General features: G+C 66.0%; 29 protein-coding genes and 1 pseudogene. 15 read left to right on the top strand and 15 right to left on the bottom strand.

The genetic code is table 11. The annotated features are described in order from the left end of the window. Positions 1-24: 24 nt before the first annotated feature. Positions 25-1,848: a glutamine--fructose-6-phosphate transaminase (isomerizing) gene (gene glmS, locus RN629_RS13395; RefSeq protein WP_407035643.1), complete on the bottom strand. Its 1,824-nt coding sequence runs from the start codon at positions 1,846-1,848 to the stop codon at positions 25-27. 7 nt (positions 1,849-1,855) lie between these two features. Next, positions 1,856-3,223: a bifunctional UDP-N-acetylglucosamine diphosphorylase/glucosamine-1-phosphate N-acetyltransferase GlmU gene (glmU, locus tag RN629_RS13390; protein WP_407035676.1), complete on the bottom strand. Its 1,368-nt coding sequence runs from the start codon at positions 3,221-3,223 to the stop codon at positions 1,856-1,858. A 62-nt stretch (positions 3,224-3,285) separates the two neighbouring features. Here glmU and RN629_RS13385 point away from each other — a divergent pair, with 62 nt between their 5' ends. Then, positions 3,286-4,005 (top strand): HAD-IA family hydrolase, encoded by a 720-nt coding sequence (locus RN629_RS13385; protein WP_407035642.1) that lies wholly within the window; start codon positions 3,286-3,288, stop codon positions 4,003-4,005. On the opposite strand, the gene RN629_RS13380 is transcribed toward RN629_RS13385, so the two are convergent. Genes RN629_RS13380 through RN629_RS13365 form a run of 4 tightly spaced genes read right to left on the bottom strand, consistent with a single transcriptional unit; the run spans position 3,938 to position 6,515 of the window. Beyond that, positions 3,938-4,963 (bottom strand): nucleotidyltransferase domain-containing protein, encoded by a 1,026-nt coding sequence (locus tag RN629_RS13380; RefSeq protein WP_407035641.1) that lies wholly within the window; start codon positions 4,961-4,963, stop codon positions 3,938-3,940. The two genes, RN629_RS13385 and RN629_RS13380, sit on opposite strands and share 68 nt — an antisense overlap. Beyond that, complete coding sequence (locus RN629_RS13375; protein ID WP_407035640.1) at positions 4,960-5,805, bottom strand: HprK-related kinase A; 846 nt, start codon at positions 5,803-5,805, stop codon at positions 4,960-4,962. The genes RN629_RS13380 and RN629_RS13375 overlap by 4 nt, the downstream gene beginning before the upstream one ends. After that, entirely contained in the window at positions 5,802-6,080 is a 279-nt protein-coding gene (locus tag RN629_RS13370) for an HPr-rel-A system PqqD family peptide chaperone (RefSeq protein ID WP_407035639.1), read from the bottom strand. Before RN629_RS13370 ends, RN629_RS13375 begins: the two co-directional genes overlap by 4 nt. A gap of 3 nt (positions 6,081-6,083) precedes the next feature. Next, a complete protein-coding gene (locus RN629_RS13365; RefSeq protein ID WP_407035638.1) occupies positions 6,084-6,515 on the bottom strand; it encodes a hypothetical protein in 432 nt (143 codons plus the stop codon). 110 nt (positions 6,516-6,625) lie between these two features. Here RN629_RS13365 and RN629_RS13360 point away from each other — a divergent pair, with 110 nt between their 5' ends. The 8 genes from RN629_RS13360 to RN629_RS13325 all read left to right on the top strand — a co-directional run bounded on the left by RN629_RS13360 (position 6,626) and on the right by RN629_RS13325 (position 14,198). Then, complete coding sequence (locus tag RN629_RS13360) at positions 6,626-7,855, top strand: ATP-binding protein (RefSeq protein WP_407035637.1); 1,230 nt, start codon at positions 6,626-6,628, stop codon at positions 7,853-7,855. Between the two features lie 78 nt (positions 7,856-7,933). After that, entirely contained in the window at positions 7,934-8,980 is a 1,047-nt protein-coding gene (locus RN629_RS13355) for a substrate-binding domain-containing protein (RefSeq protein WP_407035636.1), read from the top strand. Then, a complete protein-coding gene (gene pstC / locus RN629_RS13350) occupies positions 8,977-10,353 on the top strand; it encodes a phosphate ABC transporter permease subunit PstC (RefSeq protein WP_407035635.1) in 1,377 nt (458 codons plus the stop codon). The genes RN629_RS13355 and pstC overlap by 4 nt, the downstream gene beginning before the upstream one ends. Before the next feature lie 61 nt (positions 10,354-10,414). Next, a complete protein-coding gene (pstA, locus tag RN629_RS13345; RefSeq protein WP_407035634.1) occupies positions 10,415-11,629 on the top strand; it encodes a phosphate ABC transporter permease PstA in 1,215 nt (404 codons plus the stop codon). After that, a complete protein-coding gene (pstB, locus tag RN629_RS13340) occupies positions 11,623-12,387 on the top strand; it encodes a phosphate ABC transporter ATP-binding protein PstB (RefSeq protein ID WP_407035675.1) in 765 nt (254 codons plus the stop codon). The genes pstA and pstB overlap by 7 nt, the downstream gene beginning before the upstream one ends. Before the next feature lie 11 nt (positions 12,388-12,398). Next, the gene (gene phoU, locus RN629_RS13335) at positions 12,399-13,079 is read left to right on the top strand and encodes a phosphate signaling complex protein PhoU (protein ID WP_407035633.1); all 681 of its coding nucleotides are present in this window, start codon (positions 12,399-12,401) and stop codon (positions 13,077-13,079) included. A 14-nt stretch (positions 13,080-13,093) separates the two neighbouring features. Beyond that, a complete protein-coding gene (gene phoB, locus RN629_RS13330) occupies positions 13,094-13,786 on the top strand; it encodes a phosphate regulon transcriptional regulator PhoB (protein ID WP_407035632.1) in 693 nt (230 codons plus the stop codon). A gap of 118 nt (positions 13,787-13,904) precedes the next feature. Further along, a complete protein-coding gene (locus RN629_RS13325; RefSeq protein WP_407035631.1) occupies positions 13,905-14,198 on the top strand; it encodes a hypothetical protein in 294 nt (97 codons plus the stop codon). A 70-nt stretch (positions 14,199-14,268) separates the two neighbouring features. On the opposite strand, the gene RN629_RS13320 is transcribed toward RN629_RS13325, so the two are convergent. Together RN629_RS13320 and epsC are read right to left on the bottom strand one after the other, a co-directional pair. Further along, complete coding sequence (locus RN629_RS13320) at positions 14,269-14,601, bottom strand: DUF2794 domain-containing protein (RefSeq protein WP_407035630.1); 333 nt, start codon at positions 14,599-14,601, stop codon at positions 14,269-14,271. Next, complete coding sequence (gene epsC / locus RN629_RS13315) at positions 14,601-15,284, bottom strand: serine O-acetyltransferase EpsC (RefSeq protein ID WP_407035629.1); 684 nt, start codon at positions 15,282-15,284, stop codon at positions 14,601-14,603. Before epsC ends, RN629_RS13320 begins: the two co-directional genes overlap by 1 nt. Before the next feature lie 183 nt (positions 15,285-15,467). On the opposite strand from epsC, the gene RN629_RS13310 reads away from it, so the two are divergent. Next, positions 15,468-16,232, top strand: coding sequence for a sulfite exporter TauE/SafE family protein (locus tag RN629_RS13310; RefSeq protein WP_407035628.1), 765 nt, complete (start codon positions 15,468-15,470; stop codon positions 16,230-16,232). 51 nt (positions 16,233-16,283) lie between these two features. On the opposite strand, the gene RN629_RS13305 is transcribed toward RN629_RS13310, so the two are convergent. Both RN629_RS13305 and RN629_RS13300 read right to left on the bottom strand, forming a co-directional pair. Next, positions 16,284-16,805 carry a carboxymuconolactone decarboxylase family protein gene (locus RN629_RS13305; protein WP_407035627.1) on the bottom strand — a complete coding sequence of 174 codons (522 nt, stop codon included), beginning with the start codon at positions 16,803-16,805 and terminating at the stop codon, positions 16,284-16,286. A 130-nt stretch (positions 16,806-16,935) separates the two neighbouring features. After that, positions 16,936-17,481, bottom strand: a complete 546-nt coding sequence (locus RN629_RS13300) for a peroxiredoxin (protein ID WP_407035626.1) — start codon at positions 17,479-17,481, stop codon at positions 16,936-16,938. Between the two features lie 166 nt (positions 17,482-17,647). Here RN629_RS13300 and RN629_RS13295 point away from each other — a divergent pair, with 166 nt between their 5' ends. The 3 genes from RN629_RS13295 to RN629_RS13285 all read left to right on the top strand — a co-directional run bounded on the left by RN629_RS13295 (position 17,648) and on the right by RN629_RS13285 (position 19,989). Continuing rightward, positions 17,648-18,550, top strand: a complete 903-nt coding sequence (locus RN629_RS13295) for a hydrogen peroxide-inducible genes activator (RefSeq protein ID WP_407035625.1) — start codon at positions 17,648-17,650, stop codon at positions 18,548-18,550. Between the two features lie 78 nt (positions 18,551-18,628). After that, entirely contained in the window at positions 18,629-19,240 is a 612-nt protein-coding gene (locus RN629_RS13290) for a fasciclin domain-containing protein (protein WP_407035624.1), read from the top strand. Positions 19,241-19,362: 122 nt separating this feature from the next. Further along, positions 19,363-19,989, top strand: a complete 627-nt coding sequence (locus RN629_RS13285; RefSeq protein WP_407035623.1) for a fasciclin domain-containing protein — start codon at positions 19,363-19,365, stop codon at positions 19,987-19,989. A gap of 66 nt (positions 19,990-20,055) precedes the next feature. On the opposite strand, the gene RN629_RS13280 is transcribed toward RN629_RS13285, so the two are convergent. The 3 genes from RN629_RS13280 to pgsA are packed head-to-tail and all read right to left on the bottom strand — an operon-like array spanning position 20,056 to position 21,308. Next, positions 20,056-20,496, bottom strand: a complete 441-nt coding sequence (locus RN629_RS13280; RefSeq protein ID WP_407035622.1) for a molybdenum cofactor biosynthesis protein MoaE — start codon at positions 20,494-20,496, stop codon at positions 20,056-20,058. Then, positions 20,493-20,747 carry a molybdopterin converting factor subunit 1 gene (moaD, locus tag RN629_RS13275; RefSeq protein ID WP_407035621.1) on the bottom strand — a complete coding sequence of 85 codons (255 nt, stop codon included), beginning with the start codon at positions 20,745-20,747 and terminating at the stop codon, positions 20,493-20,495. Before moaD ends, RN629_RS13280 begins: the two co-directional genes overlap by 4 nt. Before the next feature lie 6 nt (positions 20,748-20,753). Then, on the bottom strand, positions 20,754-21,308 hold the full coding sequence (gene pgsA / locus RN629_RS13270) for a CDP-diacylglycerol--glycerol-3-phosphate 3-phosphatidyltransferase (RefSeq protein ID WP_407035620.1): 555 nt from the start codon (positions 21,306-21,308) through the stop codon (positions 20,754-20,756). 114 nt (positions 21,309-21,422) lie between these two features. On the opposite strand from pgsA, the gene RN629_RS13265 reads away from it, so the two are divergent. Further along, positions 21,423-22,733, top strand: a complete 1,311-nt coding sequence (locus RN629_RS13265) for an MFS transporter (RefSeq protein WP_407035619.1) — start codon at positions 21,423-21,425, stop codon at positions 22,731-22,733. Positions 22,734-22,751: 18 nt separating this feature from the next. After that, on the top strand, positions 22,752-23,333 hold the full coding sequence (locus tag RN629_RS13260) for an AAA family ATPase (RefSeq protein WP_407035618.1): 582 nt from the start codon (positions 22,752-22,754) through the stop codon (positions 23,331-23,333). Positions 23,334-23,492: 159 nt separating this feature from the next. On the opposite strand, the gene RN629_RS13255 is transcribed toward RN629_RS13260, so the two are convergent. Then, the gene (locus RN629_RS13255) at positions 23,493-23,999 is read right to left on the bottom strand and encodes an alpha/beta hydrolase (RefSeq protein WP_407035674.1); all 507 of its coding nucleotides are present in this window, start codon (positions 23,997-23,999) and stop codon (positions 23,493-23,495) included. 10 nt (positions 24,000-24,009) lie between these two features. Next, positions 24,010-24,115 (bottom strand): annotated as a pseudogene (locus RN629_RS13250) (IS5/IS1182 family transposase); the annotation flags it as partial.

Genomic DNA, 24,115 nt, shown 5'->3' with positions numbered 1-24,115 from the left:
GCTTAATCCGGCGTAAACGATCCTTTATTCGACCGTGACGCTCTTCGCCAGGTTGCGCGGCTGGTCGACATCGGTGCCCTTGGCCACCGCGACGTGATAGGCGAGCAGCTGCACGGGCACCGCATAGACGATCGGGGCGATCAGCGGATGGACCTTGGGCATGGTGATCGTGGCGATACAGCCTTCCCCGGCCGCCTCGATCCCGTCATAGTCGGAGATCAGGATGACCTTGCCGCCGCGCGCCTGCACCTCCTGCATGTTCGACACCGTCTTTTCGAACAACGGGCCCGAGGGGGCGATGACGATCACAGGCACATTCTCGTCGATCAGGGCGATGGGGCCGTGCTTCATCTCGCCCGCCGCATAGCCCTCGGCGTGGATATAGCTGATTTCCTTCAGCTTGAGCGCACCCTCCAGCGCCAGCGGATAGTCGGTGCCGCGACCGAGATACAGTACGTCGCGCGCGCCGGCGACCGCGCCGGCCATCGCCTCGATCGCCTCGTCATAGGCTAGGGCGCCGTTGATCGCGGCCGGGGCCTCGCCCAGATGGCGCGCGATCTGCTTTTCCTCGTCGACCGACAGCCGTTCCTTGGCCTTCGCCAGATTCGCCGCCAGCGCCGCGAGCACGCTCAACTGGCAGGTGAAAGCCTTGGTCGAGGCGACCCCGATCTCCGGGCCCGCATGGGTGGGGAGAAGCAGGTTCGCCTCGCGCGCCATCGAACTGGTCGGCACGTTGACGACCGCGGCGATGGTCTGGCCCTCCGCCTTGGCATGACGCAATGCCGCGAGCGTGTCAGCGGTCTCACCCGACTGGCTGATGACGATCATCAGGCCGCCCGGCTCCATCACCGGCGCGCGGTAACGGAATTCCGACGCGACATCGATATCGACCGGCACGCGCGCAAATTGCTCGAACCAGTATTTGGCGACCATTCCGGCGTAAAAGCTGGTGCCGCACGCAACGATGGTCACGCGCTTGATGCCGGACAGGTCGAAATCGGGCAGCGGCAGGGCGATCCGCCCTTCCAGCCTGTGCAGATAGGAGCGCAGCGTCTGGGCAACGACGATCGGCTGCTCGAAGATCTCCTTCTGCATGAAGTGGCGATGATTGCCCTTGTCGATCAGCGCGCCGGTCACGCCGGACATGGTGACGGCACGCTCGACCGGATTGTCGTCGCGGTCATAGACCTGCACGCCGTCGCGGGTGCAGACGACCCAGTCGCCTTCGTCCAGATAGGAGATACGCTGGGTCAGCGGGGCAAGCGCCAGCGCGTCCGAACCGAGATAGGTCTCCCCCTCGCCATAGCCGACGACCAGCGGCGAGCCGAGACGCGCACCGATCAACAGGTCCGGGCTGTCGCGGAACAGGATCGCCAGCGCGAAGGCGCCGTGAAGGCGCGGCAGCACCTCGCGCACCGCGGCGACCGGATCAAGGCCCTGTTCGACCTTCTCGCTGACCAGATGCGCGACGACCTCGGTATCGGTCTCGCTGGTGAAGACACGGCCGCGGCCGATCAGCTCATCGCGCAACGCCTTGAAATTCTCGATGATGCCATTGTGCACGACCGCGACATGCTCGGTGGCATGCGGATGCGCATTGTTGGTCGTCGGGCCGCCATGCGTCGCCCAGCGGGTATGGGCGATGCCCACTTCGCCGGGCAACGGATGCGCCGCCAGTTCCTTCGCCAGGTTGATCAGCTTGCCGGAGGCGCGCCGCCGCTCGATCACGCCATGATCGATCGTCGCGATGCCCGCCGAATCATAGCCGCGATATTCAAGGCGACGGAGACCGTCGAGCAGCCGCTCGGCCACATCCGCACCACCCAGGATTCCAACGATACCGCACATGGCCTTGTTACTCCCCAGTCTTCTTCGCGGCTTTTCGGCCCAGCATCATCTCTCGGAAACGTTTTGCCCAGCCGGGCTTGGTCGAACGCTCCGCACGAACCAGCGCCAGCGCATCGGCTTCGACATCGCTCGTCACGACCGCGCCGGCCCCGACGATCGCGCCGGCACCGATCGTCACGGGCGCGACCAGTGCCGAGTTCGATCCGATAAAGGCCCCTTCACCGATCACGGTGCGATATTTGAAGAACCCGTCATAATTGCAGGTGATGGTGCCCGCGCCGATATTCGCGCCCGCCCCCACCTCGGCATCGCCCAGATAGGTCAGGTGGTTGGCTTTCGCGCCCGGGCCGAGGATCGCCTTCTTCATCTCGACGAAATTGCCGACCCGCGCCCGTTCGCGCACGTCCGCGCCGGGACGAAGCCGCGCATAGGGACCGATATCCGCGCCGCTGGCCACGGTCGCGCCCTCCAGGTGGCTGAACGCATGGATCGTTACGCCGTCCGCCACCTGCACGCCGGGGCCGAAGACGACATGCGGTTCGATCACCACGTCGCGTCCGACCACCGTATCATGCGCGAACCAGACCGTGTCCGGCGCGATCAGCGTCACGCCGTCCGCCATGGCACGGGCGCGGCGGCGACGCTGCCAATCGCCCTCCACCCCCGCCAGTTCGGCGCGACTATTGACACCCGCGACCTCCGCCGCGCCCGTTTCGATCACCGCCGAACGCCGCCCGTCCGCCGCCGCGAGCATCACGATATCGGGCAGATAATATTCGCCCGCCGCATTGTCGTTGCCGACACGCGCGAGCAGGCCGAACAGATCCTCCGACCGCACCGCCATCAGCCCGGAATTGCACAGGGTGACGGCGCGCTCCTCGGCATCGGCGTCCTTGAACTCGACCATCCGGTCGATCCGCCCGTCCATGTCGGCGATCACCCGGCCATAGGCTCCGGCATCGTCCGGGCGGAAGCCGAGGACCACCGCCGCCGGCGCGTCGTCCTGACCCAGCCGGTCGAGCATCCTGCGCATCGTCCGCGTCTCGACCAGCGGCACGTCGCCGTAAAGGATCAGAATGTCACCGACAAAACCGTCCAGCGCCGCCGCCGCCTGTGCGACGGCATGGCCGGTGCCCAGTTGCTCGGCCTGCACCGCCGTCCGCACGCCCAGCGGAGTCACCGCCCCCTCGACCTGCTCTCGCCCGGCGCCCGTCACCACGACCATGCGTTCGGGCGACAGCGCCGTCACCGCATCGATCAGGTGGAGCAGCATCGGCCGTCCGGCAATGGGATGCAGGACCTTGTGCAGGTCCGACTTCATGCGGGTACCCTTGCCCGCGGCAAGGATGATGGCAGCGACTGGTCTCGTCATGATGGTTGCGCCTGCCATGATTTTCTTGCCAAGGCCAGTATAGAAACCGGCTGCAGGATTGGTCCATGGACGCGCATTCATCCCTTGTCTTTCCATTCTCCATTATCGGCTTCGATCTGGACGGAACGCTGCTCGATACCAGCGGGGACCTGGCGGCGGCCGTCAACCATGCGATCGGCACCATCGGTCGCCCCCCGCTTCCGGTCGAAGCGGTGAAACCGATGATCGGCGGCGGTGCGCGGCGAATGCTGGAACATGGACTGACCACCACGGGGGGATGCGATCCGGTGACGCTGGACATGCTGCACCGGCGGCTGCTCGACTATTACGAAGCGCATCTCGCGGTTCATACCCGCCCCTTTCCCGGCGCGCTCGATGCGCTCGATGCGCTGACGGCCCAAGGCGTCACGCTTGGCCTGATGACCAACAAGCTGGAGCGATTCGCCCGCGCCATTCTCGACGCGCTCGATCTGACACATCGCTTCGCGGCGATCATCGGCGGCGACACGCTGGGCGCCGCCAAGCCCTCGCCGCGCCCGATCCAGGCAATGGTCGCGCAATGCGGCGGCGGCCGGGCGGCCTTTGTCGGGGACTCGATCTTCGACGTGCAGGCGGCGCGGGGCGCGGGCCTGCCGGTCGTCGCCTGTGCCTTCGGCTTCCTGAGCCAGCCGGTCGAAACGCTGGGCGCCGATGCGGTCATCCAGGGCTATGAAGCCCTTATCCCGACGCTGGCACGGCTGGGCTCGTCCGGCCCTTCCGCCACTTTATCCACAAATGCTGCATGAGCAGCGGCAGCGGCATACGGATCAGGTGCGACCGGATATAAAAGCCCAGTCGCAACGCCGCATGCCGCCCCCGCCCCCAGCCATCCCTGGCCATCATCCGCCCGCGATAAAGCCGATCGGTCGCGGTCATCCGACGCCAGCCAGCGGGCACCGGGGTGCCGTAGAGCGCATGGCTCAGCCGCATCGCCCGCGCGACATGCGAGGCCAGCCCGTGATGGCGGGCGCGCTCGGCCAGTCCGTCGATCCCGTTCTCCACGACCAGCGCATGGATATCCCAGAGATTGCGCAAGCCCCCGGTCAGATCACCATCGGCGAACAGATGCGCGGCGGCATGCACGATCATGTCGTTGTGCGACAGCACCGCCAAGCCCCGCTCCAGCGACATCGCATCCGCGATCAGCGCCGCCGCATCCGGCCGGGGCCGAGCGGTGGGCGGCAGGATCGTGTGATGCACGTCGAGCATCCGGTCACGCTCGCGGTGGATCAGCGGCGGCAGTTCGTGCATCCACCGGCGATAATAGAGATCGTCATAGGGATCGGGCTTCACCCACTCCCACCCTGCCCCGCTGAGCAGCGTCTCGGCCTCGGCCAGACGATCGCGCGGCAGCAGGATGTCGCAATCGCCGATCGAGCGTCCCTGCCCGGCCAGCAATCCCGCCGCGACAAAGGCGCTGCCCTTCAACAGGATGACGGGACACCCCAATGGACCCAGGGCATGGGCCACGCGATCGGCCTCCCACAAGGCGGTCCGGCGGATCTGCAAGGCCTCCACCCGCGCATCGGCCAGCACCGCCGCCACGGCATCGGGCAGCGCCAACCCCTCCAGCCGGCAGCCGAGCGTCCCCAATAACTGTTCGGCGCGGGCGACGGTCAGCACCCCGGTCCATTGCGACAGGGTCAGACACGCGGCCTTCGCCGGATCGCGCAGCATCAGGACCAGGTGCTCGACCGCGGTCATAGCGCGGACCACAAAGCTTCCACCGCCGCCACCCCGGACGGGCCGTCGGGATAATCCAGCGCGATGGCGGGAATACTGCGCCGGAGCCGCACCATCGCCCGAAAGCCCGCTTCCCCCAGCGCGACATAATTGGTCGATGCCTGGGTCAATCGCACGAAGGTTTCGGCGGGCATCAGCCCTCGCGTCTCCAGCGGGAAGCCGAAGCGCGGAAAGATCAGCAGCGCGGGCAGCGCCGGCTCACCCATCATCGACAGGCAGGCGGCACCGGGCGCGACATGCCGGATCGCGCCCTTCGGCGTGCCGGACAGCAATGGCCCCTTGTGGCTGTCGTCGGGAATGACGGCCAGGCTGCCATTTTTGAGGCTGATCGGCCGGGGGAAGGGAAAGGCCAGGCCGCTGTCGGGGTCGATCAATGCGAACTCGTCGCCCAGGAAGCGCCAGCCCTTCCGCATCAGCAACAGCGACAGCGTCGACTTGCCCGCCCCCGATACGCCGCTCATCAGGAGCGCGCGCCCGTCGCGTTCAACCACCGACGCATGCAGCAGCAAGTGTCGCCGATGGCCAAGCGCCATTTGCAGGTTCATCCCCAGTTCGGCCGCCAGCAGGCCATGGCGCAGCGGCAGCGGCGCCGCTTCGGGAAGGCGATAATCGCCACCGATCCCGATCGATGGCCGGACGAACCGCCGCCACCAGGCGGTCGCCTCCAGCCTCACGGTATAATCGGCGAACGCGGCGCGCGGATAATCCCGGTACAGCGCATCGATCGCCGCGATGGGCGCTCGCCAGTCGGAACCGATGCGAAACGCCACCGGCCCCACGCGCAAGGTGATGGCATGTTTCACAGGCGCTCGATCAGCCCGACCGCCTCTAGTTCATCGAGCCGTTCGCGCAGCAAGGCTGGACCCTCCGCCTCGCCAAGGTCGAATTCGCGGGCCAGCCGCGTAAGCAGCGAAACCGCGTCGAGCGGTTGTTCCCCCAGCGCGGCCAGGATCTGCGGCGCGGGTTCCGACAGGATATGGGTGATCCCCGAAGGCCGGTGGAACAGGGCCGTGAACAGGTCGAGCGGTTCGACGAGAATCGACTCCGCCGCCACCGCGCGATAGCGCGGACCGGCCATCGATCAGCCGCCGGGCATCTGGAGCGAGGCATAGCAGGTGAAGCCCGCCTGCCCCCGCTGCAGATTGCGGATATACCGCAAATAGGCGTGGTTGCTGAAATAATTGGTGCCGGGCAACATGCCGCCCTGCAACGCCCGTTTCACCTCTTCGCCAGTATAAGGGCGGTTGGGCGGCGGAAAGGAGAACAGGCTGTGCGGCGGCACCGTCGATCCGTCCAGCGCAATATAGCTGCCCGCGCGCCCCGGATCGGGGATCGGAATCTCGCAGTGCAGGACCGAACCGGTCGTCTGGGCCAGCGCGGGCCGGATCGCGACCACGGTACTGGCCCCGATTGCGCCCAGCATCAGCGCGCGCCGACTGGTCGCGCCCGATCCCGGCGCATCGGCGGGCGCGGCGTCGCTCTCGGGCTCCGGTGGCTTGTGCGTGTCGTCCATGCCCTTGCGATCTCCCATATTCCAGGCGCAGCGACAAGCGGCGGGATCGGCGGCACTGCCCCATGTTGGGAGGAAGACAGGCCCCGCGCGGCTCGCTACAGCGACAAATCATGGGATTCGGCATTCGCACCTTGTGGGCCATCGTCGTCGCGATCGTCGCGGCCGTCGCGGTTTTGATGACCGCCGGGACCGGAGCGGCGATCCTGACCCTTGTCGGCGGAGTCGCGGCCGCCGTCATCGCCAGCGAGGGCGTCCCCGGCGCCGCCGATGAGGAAGAGGATGTCGAGGGGGAGCATGACATGCTCTCGCCTTTCCTAGGGGAAGCGCTGGACGCGATCATCGAGCCGGTGCTTCTGATCGAGCATGGCCGCGTCATCCTGGCGAATCGCGCCGCCCGCGCCCTGCTGGGCGCGCATATCGTGGGCGAGGACGCGCGAATCGCGATCCGCCACCCGGCCGCCGCCGAACGGCTGCTGGCGGCTGGCACGGTCGACAAGGAGCCCGTGTCGCTGGTCGGCCTGGGGTCGCTCGACCATCGCTGGGAAATGCGCGTCGCCGACCTTTCGGATGGGCAGCGGATCGTCCATCTGATCGACCAGACCGGCCACGACGCCGCCGAGCGGATGCGCGTCGATTTCGTCGCGAACGCCAGCCATGAGCTGCGCACGCCGCTGGCGTCGATCCTGGGCTTCATCGAAACCTTGAGCGACGAGGCGGGCGAGGACGCCGATATCCGCGCGCGCTTCCTGAAGGTGATGTTCGACGAGGCCCGGCGGATGCAGCGGCTGGTCGAGGACCTGATCTCGCTCAGCCGGATCGAGGCGGAGAAATACCGCCTGCCTGCCCAGCCCGTGGCGATGGACGATCTGGTCCAGGACGTCTGGGAGGAACTGCTCGACTCGGGCTCGACACGCGCGCGCGACATTGGCTGCGATATCGCCGACGAACTGCCGCCGGTCGCGGGCGACCAGGTCCAGCTGTCGCAGATGCTCCACAATCTGATCGGCAACGCGATGAAATATGGCAGGGCCGACACGCCCGTCCGGGTATCGCTCGACCGCGACGGTGCGATGCTGCGGCTCGTCGTCGCGGATCGCGGCGAAGGCATTGCCGCCGGCCACATCCCCCGTCTGACCGAACGCTTCTATCGCGTCGATGCCGGGCGCAGCCGCACGATCGGCGGCACCGGACTGGGCCTCGCGATCGTCAAGCATATCGTCGAACGGCATCGCGGACGCCTGGACATCGCCAGCGAGGTCGGCGTCGGCACGACCGTAACCGTGCGCCTGCCAATAAAAGGCGCCAGCAAAGTCATTTCCGAGGGCGCTGTCACAAAATAGAAACAGAAATGTCACACGGAGGTCCGGCGGGCATGGCAGCGCCGGTTCGCACCTATTTCGGTGGCTCCAAGGAAAATCATGCGCCTGCCCTGCCTTCTCGCCGCGAGTCTCGCGCTGGCGGCCTGCCACGATCAGGCCAATGGCGGCGGTGCGGGCCTGCGCGAGCAGATCACGGCGGTCGGCTCGTCCACCGTCTACCCCTTCACCACGATCATCGCGGAACGCTTCGTCGCGGCCGATCCCGACGCCAAGGCGCCGGTGATCGAATCGACCGGGACGGGCGCGGGCATGAAGCTTTTCTGCGCGGGGATCGGTGCCGCCCATCCCGATATCGAGAATGCCTCGCGCCGGATGAAGAAAAGCGAATATCGCGATTGCGTCGCGCATGGCGCGGGCGACATACTTGAAATCCCGATCGGCATTGACGGCATCGCCTTTGCCGAATCGAAGCGCGGGCCGGCCATGCGCCTGACCACCATCGACCTGTATCGCGCCCTGGCGGCACATCCGGGTGGTCGCCCGAACAGCGCGCGGACCTGGCAGGACGTCAATCCCGCTCTGCCCGCGGTTCCGATCCAAGTATATGGCCCGCCCGCGACCAGCGGCACCCGCGATGCGCTGGCCGAACTGATCCTGATGCGCGGCTGCGACGCGGTCGAACCGGGGGCCGAGGCGCTCTCCCATCGCGACCCGGAAGCACATCGCGTCTTCTGCGCCCGCGTCCGCGACGACGGCGCCTATATCGACGCGGGCGAGAACGACAATCTGATCGTCCAGAAGCTCCAGTCCAATCCGAATGCGATCGGCGTGTTCGGCTATTCCTATCTGGAAGAAAACAAGGCGACGGTCCGCGGGGTGACGATCAACGAGGTCGAACCCAGCTATGCGGCGATCGCCGCCGATCGCTATCCGGGATCGCGACTGCTCTATCTTTACGTCAAGAAGGCGCATCTCGACGCCATTCCCGGCCTTCGCCAGTTCCTGAAGCTCTATGCCGCCAATTGGGGGCAGGACGGGCCGCTGGTCCGCCGCGGGCTGATCGCCGCGCCCGCCGGAATCCAGGAGACGGCGCGGTCGATCATCGCGCATGAAACCGTGCTCGACCCCGCGAGCCTGCCGTCATGAGCGGCCTGGTGCTCCTCCTCCTTGTCGTCGGCCTCGGCCTGATCGCGTGGGCCTCGACGCGAATGCGCGCGCTCGGCTTTCGGCGAGCGTCGGGCAAGCGGGTCCGCTCGCTTCCGCATCATTATGGCTGGTATGTCGCGCTGTGGACGGTGGTGCCACCGCTGATCTTCCTGGCGATCTGGGCCGCGACCTCGCCCGCGCTGGTCACCGACATGGTGCTGGGAACGCCAGGCGCCGCCACCTTGCCGCCGCCCGGTTTCGAGCGCGCCGCGATCCTGTCGGAGGCGCGCGCGCTGGCCGCCGGGGAAGCCCATGGCGCATTTCATACGCTGTCGCGCAGCCTCGCGCCGGCTTATGCTGCGGCGCAGGCCCGCGCCAATACCATCGCGACCGCGATCGTCCTGCTGCTCGCGCTGGCCGGGGGCGCTTATTCCTACATGCGGGTGCGCCCCGATTTCTCGGCGCGCACCCGGATCGAACGCGTGGTGCTGGGACTGCTGCTGGCCGCCTCGCTGATCGCGATCCTGACCACCGCCGGAATCGTCGCGTCGCTCATCTATGAAGCCGGACGCTTCTTCTCGGTCGTGCCGCTGACCGACTTTCTGTTCGGCACCCATTGGAGTCCGCAGGCGATCGATCCGCGCGACCCCGGTGCCTCGCTGGGAGCCGTGCCGCTCTTCTGGGGCACCTTCTTCATCGGCGCGGTGATCGCGATGGCAGTCGCCATCCCCTTCGGCCTGATGAGCGCGATCTATCTGACCCAATATGCCGCGCCCCGCGCGCGCCGGATCATGAAGCCGGTGCTCGAAGTGCTGGCCGGTATTCCGACCGTGGTCTACGGCTATTTCGCGGCGTTGACCGTCGCGCCAGCGGTCCGCCAATTCGCGGTGGCGATCGGCATCGACTGGGCTTCGTCCGAAAGCGCACTGGCGGCCGGGCTCGTGATGGGCGTGATGATCATCCCCTTCATCTCCTCCATGGCCGATGACAGCCTGGCGGCGGTCCCCCATGCGATGCGCGACGGCAGCCTGGCGATGGGGGCGACCCCGTCCGAGACGATCACCCGGGTCATGCTGCCCGCGGCGTTGCCCGGCGTCGTCGGCGGCGTCCTGCTGGCGGTCAGCCGGGCGATCGGCGAGACGATGATCGTCGTCATGGCGGCCAGCGGCGTCGCCACCCTGACCGCCAATCCCTTTGCCAGCACGACCACGGTCACGCGGCAGATCGTCGACCTGCTGACCGGCGAGGCGGAGTTCGACAGCCCCAAGACGCTGGCCGCCTTCGCCCTGGGCCTGACGCTGTTCATCATCACGCTGCTGCTCAATATCGTCGCGCTGACCGTCGTGAAGAAATATCGGGAAACCTATGAATAGGCCGCACAATCCCGTGCATGATCCACGGCCGGCGGGGCCCACCGTCTGGAACAGCCAGGCGATGATGCGGCGTCTCCGGCGGCGCTATGCGGCCGAGCGGCGGTTCCGTGCGATCGGCGTCGCGGCGGTCGCCCTGTCGGCGGCGTTCCTCGCCTTCCTGCTGATCGTCATGCTCGCGCAGGGGATGCACGGTTTCACCGAGACCCGGGTCACGCTGCCGGTGAATGTCGCGGCGGCCGATCTGCCGATCGAGCCTTCGCGCGTGATCGGGCGCGCGGGGAATCTGGCGCTGGCGGGTGCCGGCCTGGAGGATGCGGTCGAAACCGCCGCGACCCGCGCGTTCGGGGCGGACGGCACCGACCTGCTCTCGCCCGGTGCGTGGATCGTAGTGCGCGATGCGATCACGGCCGACCCGTCGCTGCTTCGCCGCAGCCAGACCTTCTCGCTGCCCGTCGCCAGCCGCTTTGACGTCGCGGCCAAGGGGGTCGGCTCGCCGGAGGCCGAACAGGTCGTCGCCCGGCTCAAGGCGCGCGGCGTTCTCACCACGGGGTGGAACTGGAATTTCCTGACCGATGCCGATGCCACCGATCCGACACGGGTCGGCATCTGGGGCGCGGCGAAGGGGTCGCTGCTGACCATGCTGGTCACGCTGACGCTCGCCTTCCCCATCGGCGTGCTGGCGGCGCTCTATCTGGAGGAATATGCGCCCAAGAACCGCTGGACCGACCTGATCGAGGTATCGATCAACAATCTCGCGGCGGTTCCCTCGATCATTTTCGGCCTGCTCGGGCTGGCCGTCTTCCTCAACACCTTCGGCCTGCCGCGTTCGGCGCCGCTCGTCGGCGGGCTGACGCTGGCGCTGATGACCATGCCCGTCATCGTCATCGCGGGACGCAACGCGATCAAGGCGGTGCCGCCCTCGATCCGCGATGCCGCGCTGGCGATCGGCGCGTCGCGGGTGCAGGTGATCTTTCACCATGTCCTGCCGCTCGCGCTGCCCGGCATCCTGACCGGCACGATCATCGGCATGGCCCGCGCGCTGGGCGAGACCGCGCCGTTGCTGATGATCGGCATGCGCGCCTTCATCGCCGCGCCGCCGCGCGGGCTGACCGATCCGTCGACCGTGTTGCCGGTGCAGATCTTCCTCTGGTCCGACCAGGTCGATCGCGGCTTCATCGAAAAGACTTCGGCCGCGATCATCGTCCTGCTGGTTTTCCTGCTCGCGATGAACGGGCTGGCCATCTATCTCCGCAACCGTTTTGAGACACGCTGGTGACGACACCCAAGATAACCGCCCGAAACGTCAGCGTGTTCTACGGCGCCAAGCAGGCGATCCGGGACATTTCGATCGATGTCGAAATGGATCACGTCATCGCCTTTATCGGCCCGTCGGGCTGCGGCAAATCGACCTTCCTGCGCACGCTCAACCGGATGAACGACACGATCCCGTCCGCGCGGGTGGAAGGCGAAATCCGCCTGGACGGACAGGATATCTACGCCCCCGAAATGGACGTGGTGCAACTGCGCGCGCGGGTCGGCATGGTGTTCCAGAAGCCCAACCCCTTCCCCAAGTCGATCTATGAGAACGTCGCCTATGGCCCGCGCATCCACGGCCTCGCGACGTCGCGCGGAGAGCTGGACGGGATCGTCGAGCGTTCGCTGACCCGCGCGGGCCTGTGGAGCGAGGTCAAGGATCGCCTGTCGGAAAGCGGCACCGCGCTGTCGGGTGGCCAGCAGCAGCGGCTGTGCATCGCGCGCGCCATCGCGGTCGATCCGGAAGTCATCCTGATGGACGAGCCGTGCAGCGCGCTCGATCCGATCGCGACCGCCAAGATCGAGGAACTGATCCACGACCTGCGCGGCCGCTATGCCATCGCGATCGTCACCCATAACATGCAGCAGGCCGCCCGGGTCTCTCAGCGCACCGCCTTTTTCCACCTCGGCACCCTCGTCGAATATGGAAAGACGTCCGATATCTTCACCAACCCGCGCGAAGAACGGACCAAAGACTATATCACCGGCCGGTACGGCTGAGGACGAGGATCATGGACCACACCGTAAAGGCTTTCGACAACGATATCGGTCGGTTGCGCGGTCTCATCAGCCAGATGGGCGGCATGGCCGAGGAGGCGATCGCCAACGCGATCAAGGCGTTGCAACGCTCGGACCTGGAGCTGGCGCGCAAGGTGCGCGAGGACGACAGGGCGATCGACGTGATCGAGGCCGAGGTCGAGCGGCTGGCCGTGCGGACCATCGCCCTGCGCGCGCCGATGGCGAACGACCTGCGCGAGGTCGTCGCCGCGCTGAAGATCGCCAGCGTCGTCGAACGAATCGGCGACTATGCCAAGAACATCGCCAAGCGCGTCCCCATGATCGAGAGCGAAGACCGGATCGAGCCCGTCTCGATCCTGCCCGCCATGGCCAAGATCGCCTCGACGATGGTGCATGACGTGCTCGACGCCTTCGCCGCCCGCGATGCCGAAGCGGCGGTGCGCGTCCGCGACAGCGATACGGCGCTCGACGATTTCTACGATTCCATCTTCCGCACGCTCGTCACCCATATGGTCGAGAATCCCAAGACGATCGGGCAGGTCGCGCACCTGCTCTTCATCGCCAAGAATCTCGAACGCATCGGCGACCATGCGACCAATGTCGCGGAGATGGTCTATTTCGCCGCCACCGGCACGCAAATGGGCGAGCGGGAACGCGGCGGTCTTTTGTCCTGAGGGAAGCGGACACGATGGCACGGGTAAAGATGTTGCTGGTCGAAGACGATGCCGCCTTGGCGGAATTGCTCGTCTTTCATTTCAAGCGCGAGGATTTCGACGTATCCCATACCCCCGATGGCGAGGAGGCGCTGCTGCTCGCGCGGGAGAATGCGCCCGATATCGTGCTGCTCGACTGGATGGTCGAGGGCATTTCGGGGATCGAAGTGTGCCGCCGCCTGCGCCGCGCGCCCGAGACGGCGAATGTGCCGATCATCATGCTGACCGCGCGTGGCGAGGAAGAGGATCGGGTGCGCGGGCTGGAAACCGGTGCCGACGATTATGTCACCAAGCCCTTCTCGCCGCGCGAGCTGGTCGCGCGGGTCGGCGCGGTGCTGCGCCGCGTGCGTCCGGCACTGGCCGGAGAGGCGCTGGTCTATGCCGATATCGAGATGGACACGGTGGGGCACAAGGTGCGCCGCGCCGGCGAGGTCGTCTCGCTCGGCCCGACCGAATTCCGCCTGCTCAAGCATTTCCTTGAGCATCCGGGCTGGGTCTTTTCGCGCGAACGGCTGCTCGACGCCGTCTGGGGTCATGACTCGGATATCGAGAGCCGGACGGTCGATGTGCATATCCGCCGCCTGCGCAAGGCGATCAACATCGGCGACCGGCCGGACATCATCCGCACGGTGCGTTCGGCGGGCTATTCGCTGGACGCCGGGGTCTGATCGCGTTCCTGAACAAAGAGTCAGATTTGGGCCGGAAGCGAAACGAGGGAGCCAAGTGCGGCGTCGGGCGTTCAACCCCACGCGCTAACGCACTTGCGCTTCTGAACAGGAGATTCGCATGAAGCTCGTTTTTCTGGTGGCCACCGCATTGATGGCCGCGCCCGCTTTTGCCCAGGACACCACGCAGACGGATGCCGCCAGCACGACGGCCCCCGCTCCGGCGGCTCCGGTCACCGGCGGTTATCAGCCCGCGCAGCCGGCGATCAGCGGACCGGCCCAGCCCGGCGCGCCGGTGGTCTTCAAGGAGGCGCCGAGCCCGCAACAAGCTTATCCCGCCCCCGCGCCGCTCCAGAGCTACCCGATCTGCAAAAAGGGTCAGTTCGACCAGTGTCGCCAGCGTGGCGGCAAGTAATCGCTCCTGATAGCCAGGAATGATCGAAATGCCGGTCCCTGCGGGGGCCGGCACTTTTCGTTGCGCCCGGTCAGTTCTCGACCAGCTTCATCAATCGGCGCTCGACCGGGGCCAGCACCGGGCCCAGATCATGGCCGCGCTTCAATACCGCGCCAGCCTCGCCGATCAGCGCCCACATGCCCTGTCGATGGCGTAGCGCCGGACGCTTCTCGATCCGATATTCCGGCCGTTCGGCGGACCGGCGAAAGGCGGAGAACACCGCCGCGTCGCGGCCCATATCCATGGCGTAATCGCGCCAATGCCCCGCCGCCACCATCCTGCCGTACAGATCCAGGATGCGCGTCAGCTCGATCCGATCGAACCCGATCTGTTCCGGGCCACGCGGAAAGGGCACGATCCCCATCAGGCGCGGTCGCGCTTGTCTTCCTGTTCGGCCAGCATCGTATCGAGCCGCCGCCGCATCGTCTCCAGTTCGCAACGCAGCATCTCCACCCGTTGGGTCTGCGGGTCGAACAAGTCGGCACAGGGGGTGCCATAGGGAACGAAGCGTGGTTCGGGCGCGGCCCCGCCCTCGACGACCGTGGGGCGGGCGGGAATGCCGACCATCACCGCGCCCTCGGGGACGTCGCGCGTCACCACTGCATTGGCGCCGACCCTGGCGCGCGGACCGACGGTGATCGGCCCCAGCACCTGCGCGCCCGACCCGATGATCGCACCATCCATCAACGTCGGATGGCGCTTGCCCGCCACGCCATTGTCCGGGCTGGTCCCCCCCAGCGTCACGCATTGATAGATGGTGACATCGTCGCCGATCTCCGCCGTCTCGCCGATCACGACGAACCCGTGGTCGATGAAGAAATTGCGCCCGATCTTCGCGCCCGGATGGATGTCTATCGCCGTCAGGAACCGGGTGAGATGGTTGATCAGCCGCGCGAGGAAGAAGGCCCGGTAACGGTAGAGGCGATGCGCCACCCGATGCCCCGCCAGCGCCCACACGCCGGGATAGAGCAGGATTTCGACCCGCGAATGCGGGGCCGGGTCACGCGCCCGGATCGAATCGAGATAGGCGGCCAATCGGCTCGGCATGAATATGTCCCCAATTGCGATACCGGCATTTAGGCACACCACCCGCCGAAATCCAGATCGTTACACCCCGGTTCCTCCGCCGCGCTCCCCCGCCGCAAAGCCTATCTTTGTTGCAGCACCGATCGTCACGCGGCATGGCGCAAACATCAGCCGGTTGCGGTCGGCATAATCTACGGAGACATGATGGACCCGACCAGTTCCGAACTGATCCACATCCTTCCCTTTATTGCCGTCGGCTTTGCCGCGCAGGTCGTCGACGGAGCGCTGGGCATGGCGTTCGGCGTGATCTCCAACACCCTGCTCATCAGCCTGGGCGTGCCGCCCGCCGCCGCCTCTGCCGGGGTGCACAGCGTCGAGACCTTCACGACCGCCATATCCGGCATCAGCCATGCGCTGCACCGCAATGTCGACTGGCGCCTGTTCCTGCGCCTGATGATCCCGGGCGTCATCGGCGGCGCGCTGGGAGCCTATGTCCTGTCCAATGTCGATGCGGCGGTGGTGAAGCCGTTCATCCTCGCCTATCTGACGGGCATCGGCCTGTACCTGCTCGTCCGGGCCTGGCGCCACCGGACCCACGCGCGCGAGCCCAGGGTGGTCGAGCCGCTCGGACTGGTCGGCGGCTTCCTGGACGCGGCGGGCGGCGGCGGCTGGGGCCCGGTCGTGACCTCCAACCTGCTGGTGCAGGGCGCATCGCCACGGACGACGATCGGCACGGTCAATACCGTGGAATTCTTCCTGACCGCGACCATCTCGGCGACGTTCATCACGCAACTGGGCTGGGGCGCGTTCACCATGGCCACGGTCGGGTTGCTGATCGGCGGGATATTCGCGGCCCCCTTCGGCGCGATCCTGGCCAAGCGGGTTCCGCCACGGGTGTTGCTGACGCTGGTCGGCATCATCCTGACGCTCACCAGCTTCTGGGGGCTCTACAACAGCTTGCGCCATTGACGTCGCCGGTGCCGGCGGCCACGGGGCCCGCCGGCACCGGCCGTCAAGACATCAGGCGACCGCCGCGTGGGTCGTCGCCACTGCCTGCATGACCGCCGCGATCCGGACCGAGGTCTGGATGATCTCGGCCCCGACGCCCGCCTTCTTCAGCACGGCCTCATGCGCGTCGATGCACATGCCGCAGCCGTTCATCGCCGAAACGGCAAGACTGAACAGCTCGAAATCGATCTTGTCGATTCCCGGCGCACCGATGACGTTCATGCGCAGCTTGGCCGGCATGTTGCGATATTCCTGGTTCCCGGCCAGGTGGGTGAAGCGATAATAGACATTGTTCATCGCCATCACCGCCGCCGCCGCACGCGCCGCATTGGCCGCCTCGGGCGACAGCTTGGGCGCGCATTCCGCCTCGGCCGCATCGACCAGCGGCTTGTGCCCCGACCCATGGGCGCAGGCGAGCAGCAGGCCATATTTGCGCTGGTCGTTCAGCACCGCCTCGTTCAGCAGCGAGCCGACGTTCAGGCGGATGTCCTTGGCGAAATCGGGCAACTGCCCGGCAAATTCCTTGAGCGACATGCGATTGCTCCAGATGAACGACGCCCCAGTCCGAACCGCCGACGGCATGGCCGGCGGCCCTCGCTGGGGCGTCGGGAAAGACAGGACGGGGACGCGGGCGATGACCGCCACGCCCCCACCGTTTCAGGACTTACTCGGCGGCGAGCTGGAGGACGTCGTCGCCCTTGTTCCAGTTGCACGGGCACAGCTCGTCGGTCTGCAGCGCGTCGAGAACACGCAGGGTTTCCTGCGGGTTGCGGCCGACGTTCAGGCCGTTGATCGTCACGTGCTGGATCACATTGTCGGGGTCGACGATGAAGGTCGCGCGATAGGCGACATGCTCGTTCTTGTCGACGATGCCCAGCGCGTCGGCCAAGACGCGGCCATTGTCCGCGATCCACGGGAAATCGGCGGCGGCCAGATCCGGGTCCGACTTGCGCCACGCCAGGTGAACATGGGCGGTGTCGGTCGATGCGCCGATCAGCACGGCGTCACGGTCGGCGAAATCATCCTTCAGCTGCGCATAGCCGACGATCTCGGTCGGGCAGACGAAGGTGAAATCCTTCGGCCAGTAGAAGAGGACCTTCCACTTGCCCTCATAGGAGGTGTCGCTGATCGTCTCGCCCGCGGGCAGGGCGTTGGTGCCCTGCTGGACGGGAACGGTGAATGCGGGGAGCTTGTCTCCAACGGTCAACATGGCGATGTGCCTCCTTCTTTTCCCAAAATTCGGCTCCAGGCCATCCTCTGTCGCAATGCCCAACGGCCGGCGGTTTACCCACCTTGCGCGTCGATGCCTCGATATGGGGACTGGCGCGTTCAATCCAACAAGCTATTTGTCAAAGCGCAATCGACTGAGGCGATCAATGGCCGCGACCTATCTACCGACTTTGAAACAGCTCCAATATCTCGTGGCGCTTCAGGACCACGGCCATTTCGGTCGTGCGGCCGATGCGTGTTTCGTGACCCAGTCGACCCTGTCGGCGGGCCTGCGCGAGCTGGAAACGCTGATCGGTGTGACGCTGGTCGAGCGGACCCGGCGCGTGGTGCGTTTCACGCCGCTGGGCGAGCGGATCGCCGAGAAGGCACGCCGCGTGCTGCGCGAGGCCGACGAGCTGGGCGACATGGCGCGCGCCGCGGGGCGACCGCTGTCGGGCGAGATGCGGATGTCGGTCATCCCGACGATCGCGCCGTTCATGCTGCCGCGCATCCTCCCCCGGCTGCGTCGCGACTATCCCGATCTCAAGCTGTTCCTCCGTGAGGAGCCGAGCGCGGCGGCCTGCGAGCGGCTCCACAATGGCCGCACCGATTGCGTGCTGCTCGCCCTGCCCTTCGCGTGCGGGGAAGTGACGGCCGAGCCTTTGTTCGATGACCGGCTGTTCGTGGCCTTTCCCACCGATGACAACCTGTCACCACCGCCCGCCTTTCCCGCCGCGGCGATCGACGAGACCAGGCTGTTGCTGCTTGAGGACGGCCATTGCCTGAAGGATCATGCACTGGCCGCATGCAATCGCCCCGAATTGCGCGCCGAGGCCACGATGCTGGGCACCTCGCTCCACACGATCGTCCAGATGGTGGACAATGGACTGGGAATGACGATGCTGCCCGAAATGGCGCTGCGCGCGGGCATCCTCGACAACACCCATATCACCGCGCGACCGCTCGACGCCGAGAACGCCATGCGCAAGATCGCGCTGGTCTGGCGGCGGGCGAGCCCGCGTGAAAAGGACTTTCACCTGTTGGCGCAGGTGCTGGCCGAAGCCGTCTGATCCGACCCCGACGCAACCAGGGCATCGGCGTCGCGTATCGACCCACGCTGTCCCGCTATTCGTAAAGGAGAAACCGCCATGACTTCCATCGCCAAGCGACTGATCGCCGTCATGCCGGTCGCCACACTGATCGCGCTAAGCGCATGCGGAAAAGGCGTTGAGGCGCCTGCGACACCCTCCAGGCCGGCACCGATCGCTGCCCCGACCCCGATGCCCACCGACCAGCCGATGGCCGCGTCCCGCACGATCCTGGACAATATCGCGGGCACCCAGTCGCTATCGACCCTGTTGTCCGCGATCCGCGCGTCGGGGCTGGCCACCACGCTGGCGGGACCGGGGCCCTATACCCTGTTCGCGCCATCCAATGCGGCGTTCGGCCGCCTGGCACCGGGGGTGCTGGACCAGCTGCTGCAACCCACCAACCGCGATTCGCTCGTGCGGCTGCTGCGCTTTCACATGGTATCGGGCGTCGTGACCGTCGCTGACCTGCAACAGAAGATCGCCGCGGGCGGCGGCACCGCGACCATCATGACGGTGCAGGGCGAGCCGTTGACCGTCAGCATGACGCAATCGGTCATCACCCTGACCGACAGCGCTGGCAATCGCAGCTATGTCGAGGCAGGCGACATGCCCCAGGCGAATGGCGTCATCCATATGGTGAACGGCGTTTTGGTACCCAAATTGGATTAAGGGCGTTACATCCCCCGCGCCGCCCGCTTTGATCCCAATGTATGGGATCGTGGCGGGCGACGACCCTTCCATTGCGGCGCACCCAGACGGGCTCGCCGCCAGAAGAACGGGAGTAGCGTTCCATGTTTCAGACTTTTGCGATCCTCGCTTCGGCCACCGCACTGGCCAGTGCCGGTGGCGCCATTGCCCAGACGACTCAGGCTCCGGCTCAGGCCCCGACTCAGGCCCCAGTTCCGGCGCAGGCCGCCCCGGTCACGCCGCCTTCTGCGCCGCCCCAGGCTGCGCCGGTGGCGGCCGGAAATATCACGCAGGTGCTGGCCTCCCTGTCCGATCGCAGCACGCTGGCGCGCTTAGTGAACACCGCCGGGCTGACCAGCGACCTGTCGGGCCCGGGCCCCTTCACGCTCTTCGCGCCCAGCGATGATGCGTTCAGCCGCATGCCACCCGGGGCACTCGACCAATTGAGCCTGCCGGCGAACAAGGCCGCGCTGGCGACGATCCTCAAATATCATGTCGTATCGGGCAAGGTGACGGCCGACCAGCTCAAGGCGCAGATCGCCGCCGGCAACGGCAAGGCGACCCTCACCACGCTGGCGGGTCAGCCGCTGACCGCGCAACTCGGCCCTAATGGCAACATCATGCTGACCGATGTGAATGGCCAGAAGGCCTATGTCGACAAGGCGGACGTGAACGCGACCAACGGCATCGTTCACCTGACCAACGGCATCAGCATTCCCAAGATCGGCTGATGGCCGGACGGGAATGGTCAGGGAAAGGCGGGGCTGCGGCTCCGCCTTTTTCACGGTCCCCTGCCCTCATATGCTCCAGCGCCGGGCTGCGGCGTCATCGCTGCCCCGCGCGTCGACCCAGCGAGGTTCGCCATTCCGGGTTTCCCGCTTCCAGAACGGCGCATCGGTCTTCAATCGATCGATCAGATAGGCACAGGCCTCCAACGCTTCGCCGCGATGCGCGGCGGCCGCCGCGACGAAGACAATGCGTTCGCCAGGCCGCATCGGCCCGACCCGGTGGACGACCGTCGCCGCGTCCAACGACCAGCGTTCGACCGCCGCCTGCGCGATGCGCGTCAGCGCCGCCTCGGTCGCGCCGGGATAGTGTTCGAGTTCGAGCTGGTCGACGCCGTCATCCGCCCGGACCAGCCCGCAAAACGTGGCGACGCCCCCCACCCCCGCGACCTCGGCCCGCGTCATTTCCTGGGCCAGGTCGATCGATTCAGCGGTGACGACGATGCGGATCATCCGCCGGTGACCGGCGGAAAGATCGCGACCTCACGCGCGCCGGCGATCGGCGCGTCCAGATCGACAAAGGCCTGATCCACCGCCGCGCGCAGGCGGCCGCGCTCGGAAAAGGCCTCGGCATAGCCGCCGCCCCGCTCCGCCAGCCAATCGACCAGATTGCCCACCGTGTGCACCGCCTCCGGCGCCACGACCCGTTCCTCCGCCAGCCCGATCCGTTCACGGACCCAGGCAAAATACAGGATGGTCAGCATGATCGATCAGCTGTCCATATGCTTGAGGCCGACACGCAGATAGTCCCAGCCGGTAATCAGCGTCAGGACCGCCGCCCCCCAGAGCGAGATGAGCGCCAGCGTCCCGATCCATGGCCAGAGCGGCAACGCCCCCGCCAGAATCAACCCGCCAAGCGCGACCAGTTGCAGTGTCGTCTTCCACTTGGCCAGCCGCGAGACGGGCACCGATACCTGCAACTGCGCCAGGAACTCGCGCAGTCCCGAAACCGCGATCTCGCGCAACAGGATGATCAGGCCTGCGATCACGCTGAACCCGCTGATGACCTGGACCGCGACCAGGATCAGGATGACCGAGGCCACCATGATCTTGTCCGCGATGGGATCAAGAAAGATGCCCAGTTTCGACACCGTGCCCTTGGCACGCGCCAGATAGCCGTCGAAATAATCGGTGATGCCCATCAGGCAGTACAGGGCGAAGGCAATGCCATAGCCCCATTCCCAGCGCGGTTCCCACAACAGCCCGACCAGGAGGGGCACAGCCAGAATGCGCGAGAGCGTCAACAGGTTGGGCAGCGTCAGCATAACGCCTTCTAACGAGAAGCCCGGCCAGCACAAACCGCTTTAAGCGGTTGGCGATGGGCACCCGCATCGTTATGTTACGGTCATCCTGTTGCCACGATCGGGCCAATTACCGTTATGCTTAACGCCCTCGGGCTCCTGAAGCGGCACCGGTTCCTGCCGCTTTTCTCCACCCAGTTTCTCGGCGCCTTCAACGACAATCTGTTCAAGACGTCGATGGTGCTGTTCGCCACCTATACGATCTTCACCGATCCCCATGCGGAAGCGATCTTCAACGCGGTGGCCACCTTCGCGTCGATCGTGCCCTTCGTCCTGTTGTCCGCCCTGTCCGGGCAGTTGGCCGACAGCCAGGACAAGGCGCGGATCATCCGCGTGGTCAAGACCGCCGAGATCGGCATCATGATCGTCGGCGCCAGCGGCCTGATGATCGCCAAGGCTGGCTATACCAGCCTCGGCCTTGCGCTGATGCTGGGCACGGTCCTGGCGCTGGGCGTTCACTCGACCTTTTTCGGGCCGATCAAATATGCGATCCTGCCCCAGCATCTGGAGCCCCAGGATATCCTCGGCGGCACCGGACTGGTCGAGGCGGGAACCTATCTGGCGATCCTGCTGGGCACGGTCGCCGCCGGGTGGATTCCGATCGAGGCCTCGGCGATCTGCGTGCTGGTCGTCGCGGCGATCGGCTGGATCACCGCGCGGCAGGTCCCGCCCGCCCCGCGCGAAGGGCCCCCGCTCAAGCTCAACTATAATCCCTTCACCGCGTCGTGGCGGCTGATCGCCGCGACGCTGCATATCCGTCGCCTGTTCCTGGCGATCGTCGCAATCAGCTTCTTCTGGACGATCGGCGCGGTGCTCATCATCATCTTCCCGCCGCTGGTGAAGAATGTCCTGACCGCCGACAAGGAAGTCGCCAGCCTCGCCATCGCGATCTTCTCGGTCGGCGTGGCCATCGGTTCGGTCGTCATCAACACGATGCTGAAGGGACAGATTTCGGCGCGCTATTCGCCGATCTCGGTCATCGCCATGGGCGCGTTCGTCGTCCTGTTCTCGGTGCTGTGTCGCAACTGGACGCCCGCCCCCGCCGGGATGCTCTACAGCTGGCAGGCCTTCATGGCGGAACCGCGCGCGATCGGTATCCTGGCGACGCTGCTGGCGATCGCGACGACGGGCGGCATGTTCGTGGTACCGCTCTACGCCTTCCTGACGACCACGGTGGAAAAGGATCAGACCGCGCGAACGGTCGCGGCGAACAATATCGTCAATTGCTTCGCGATGGTGATCGGCTCGGGCATGGTCTTCGCGATCAGCGCTGCGGGGGTCACGCCCCAGAATATGCTGTTCGTCGTCGCGGCCATGTGCCTGATTTCGGCGTGGCTGGCGTTGCGCCTGCACCGCGCCTGCGACAATGAATGCCCGGCGGCGGGCTGAACGCCGCGCACTTTAAGGATGGTCGAAATCGTACGCCAAGGGTTCGCTCCGGCTAACGGCGGGGTGACATCCCAACGTCGGCAACGGTCCCGGTTGGGATCGAATTTTGGGAATCGCTGGCAGTGGACCTCAGATGCTATCGATGGAGCGAAGCGACGGCAGGGGGATCGAATGCCTACGGCTCACCTTATGTTCGGCTTCTTAGGGTCGGGAAAAACGACGCTAGCCAAGCGTCTTGAGCTTGAACATAGCGCCGTACGTTTCACGCCTGACGAATGGATGGCACGCCTGTTTGGTGAAGACCCGCCCGCTGACACGTTTCAGCATAGGGCAGCGGCTATTCGCGACATCATGCAGCCTATCTGGGTTCGTTGCCTCTCGCTGGGGCTCGACGTTATTCTCGATTACGGTTTTTGGTCTCGGGCGGAGCGAGATCGAGTGCGGGAGGTGGTCGCGGACATGGGGGCAACCTCTGTGTTGTGGGCTGTAAGCTGCTCCGATGCCGAGGCCCGAAAGCGTATCGCCCTCAGGAACGAGGCCGCTCACCGAAGCCTGTATATTGCCCCTGCCACCTTTGACCTGCTCAAGGCGCGGGTTTAGCCGTTGGACATGGACGAGCCGCACGCGGTGATGTGAGCATACCGGCGCCGCTTTCCCGAATGGGAACGGCCAGTGAGACAGCCGAGGCATTCTCACAAGGGTGGAGTTTTGGGAATGGGGCGCTCCCATGGGGTGCGCCCCATCCATATAGCTGCGTGGTTACAGCACGCCGATATTGCGCAACCATTGCTCAACCTGCCCCGGCCATTCCCTTGTGATCGGAGCAGCGGTCGGCCGCATTCCGAACGCATGTCCTCCCTTAGCGTAGAGGCGCATGTCAACCGGCACACCTGCGTCGTTGAGCGCCAAGGCGTAGGCTATTGGCTCTCTAACCGGGTCAACAGGATCATTCATGGCATGAATGATTAAGGTCGGCGGTGCCTTTGGGTTGATCTTTACCCATGGCGCGAGTTGGAGTGCGTTTTCGCCCTTTTTGTAGTCGAGTACGCGAGCGGTGTAAGCAACGATCGCGAAGTCAGGACGTGGCGACACCCGATCGGCTGCATCCCGGATAGGATATGTTCTTTCGTAATCGTTGCTCATATTCGTTACGAGGTACGCTCCGGCCGAAAAACCGATGACACCAATCTTGTTCGGATCAATTCCATAGGACGCGGCCTGGCTACGCAATAGGCCCATGGCGCGTTGGGCGTCTTCTAGGGTCAGGACTCGTTGATCACAGCCAGAAGATGACGGTTGCAGCGAGCGCGATGGCGGAGAGGAAGACGGTCGGGCACCGATCGTAGCGGGTGGCGACGCGGCGCCAGTCCTTCAGGCGTCCG

It is taken from the genome of Facivitalis istanbulensis, assembly GCF_040560405.1.
Lineage (GTDB): Bacteria > Pseudomonadota > Alphaproteobacteria > Sphingomonadales > Sphingomonadaceae > Sphingomonas > Sphingomonas istanbulensis.
Note: the sequence above shows the minus strand (reverse complement) of the source record. Positions and strands in the feature narration are given on the sequence as shown.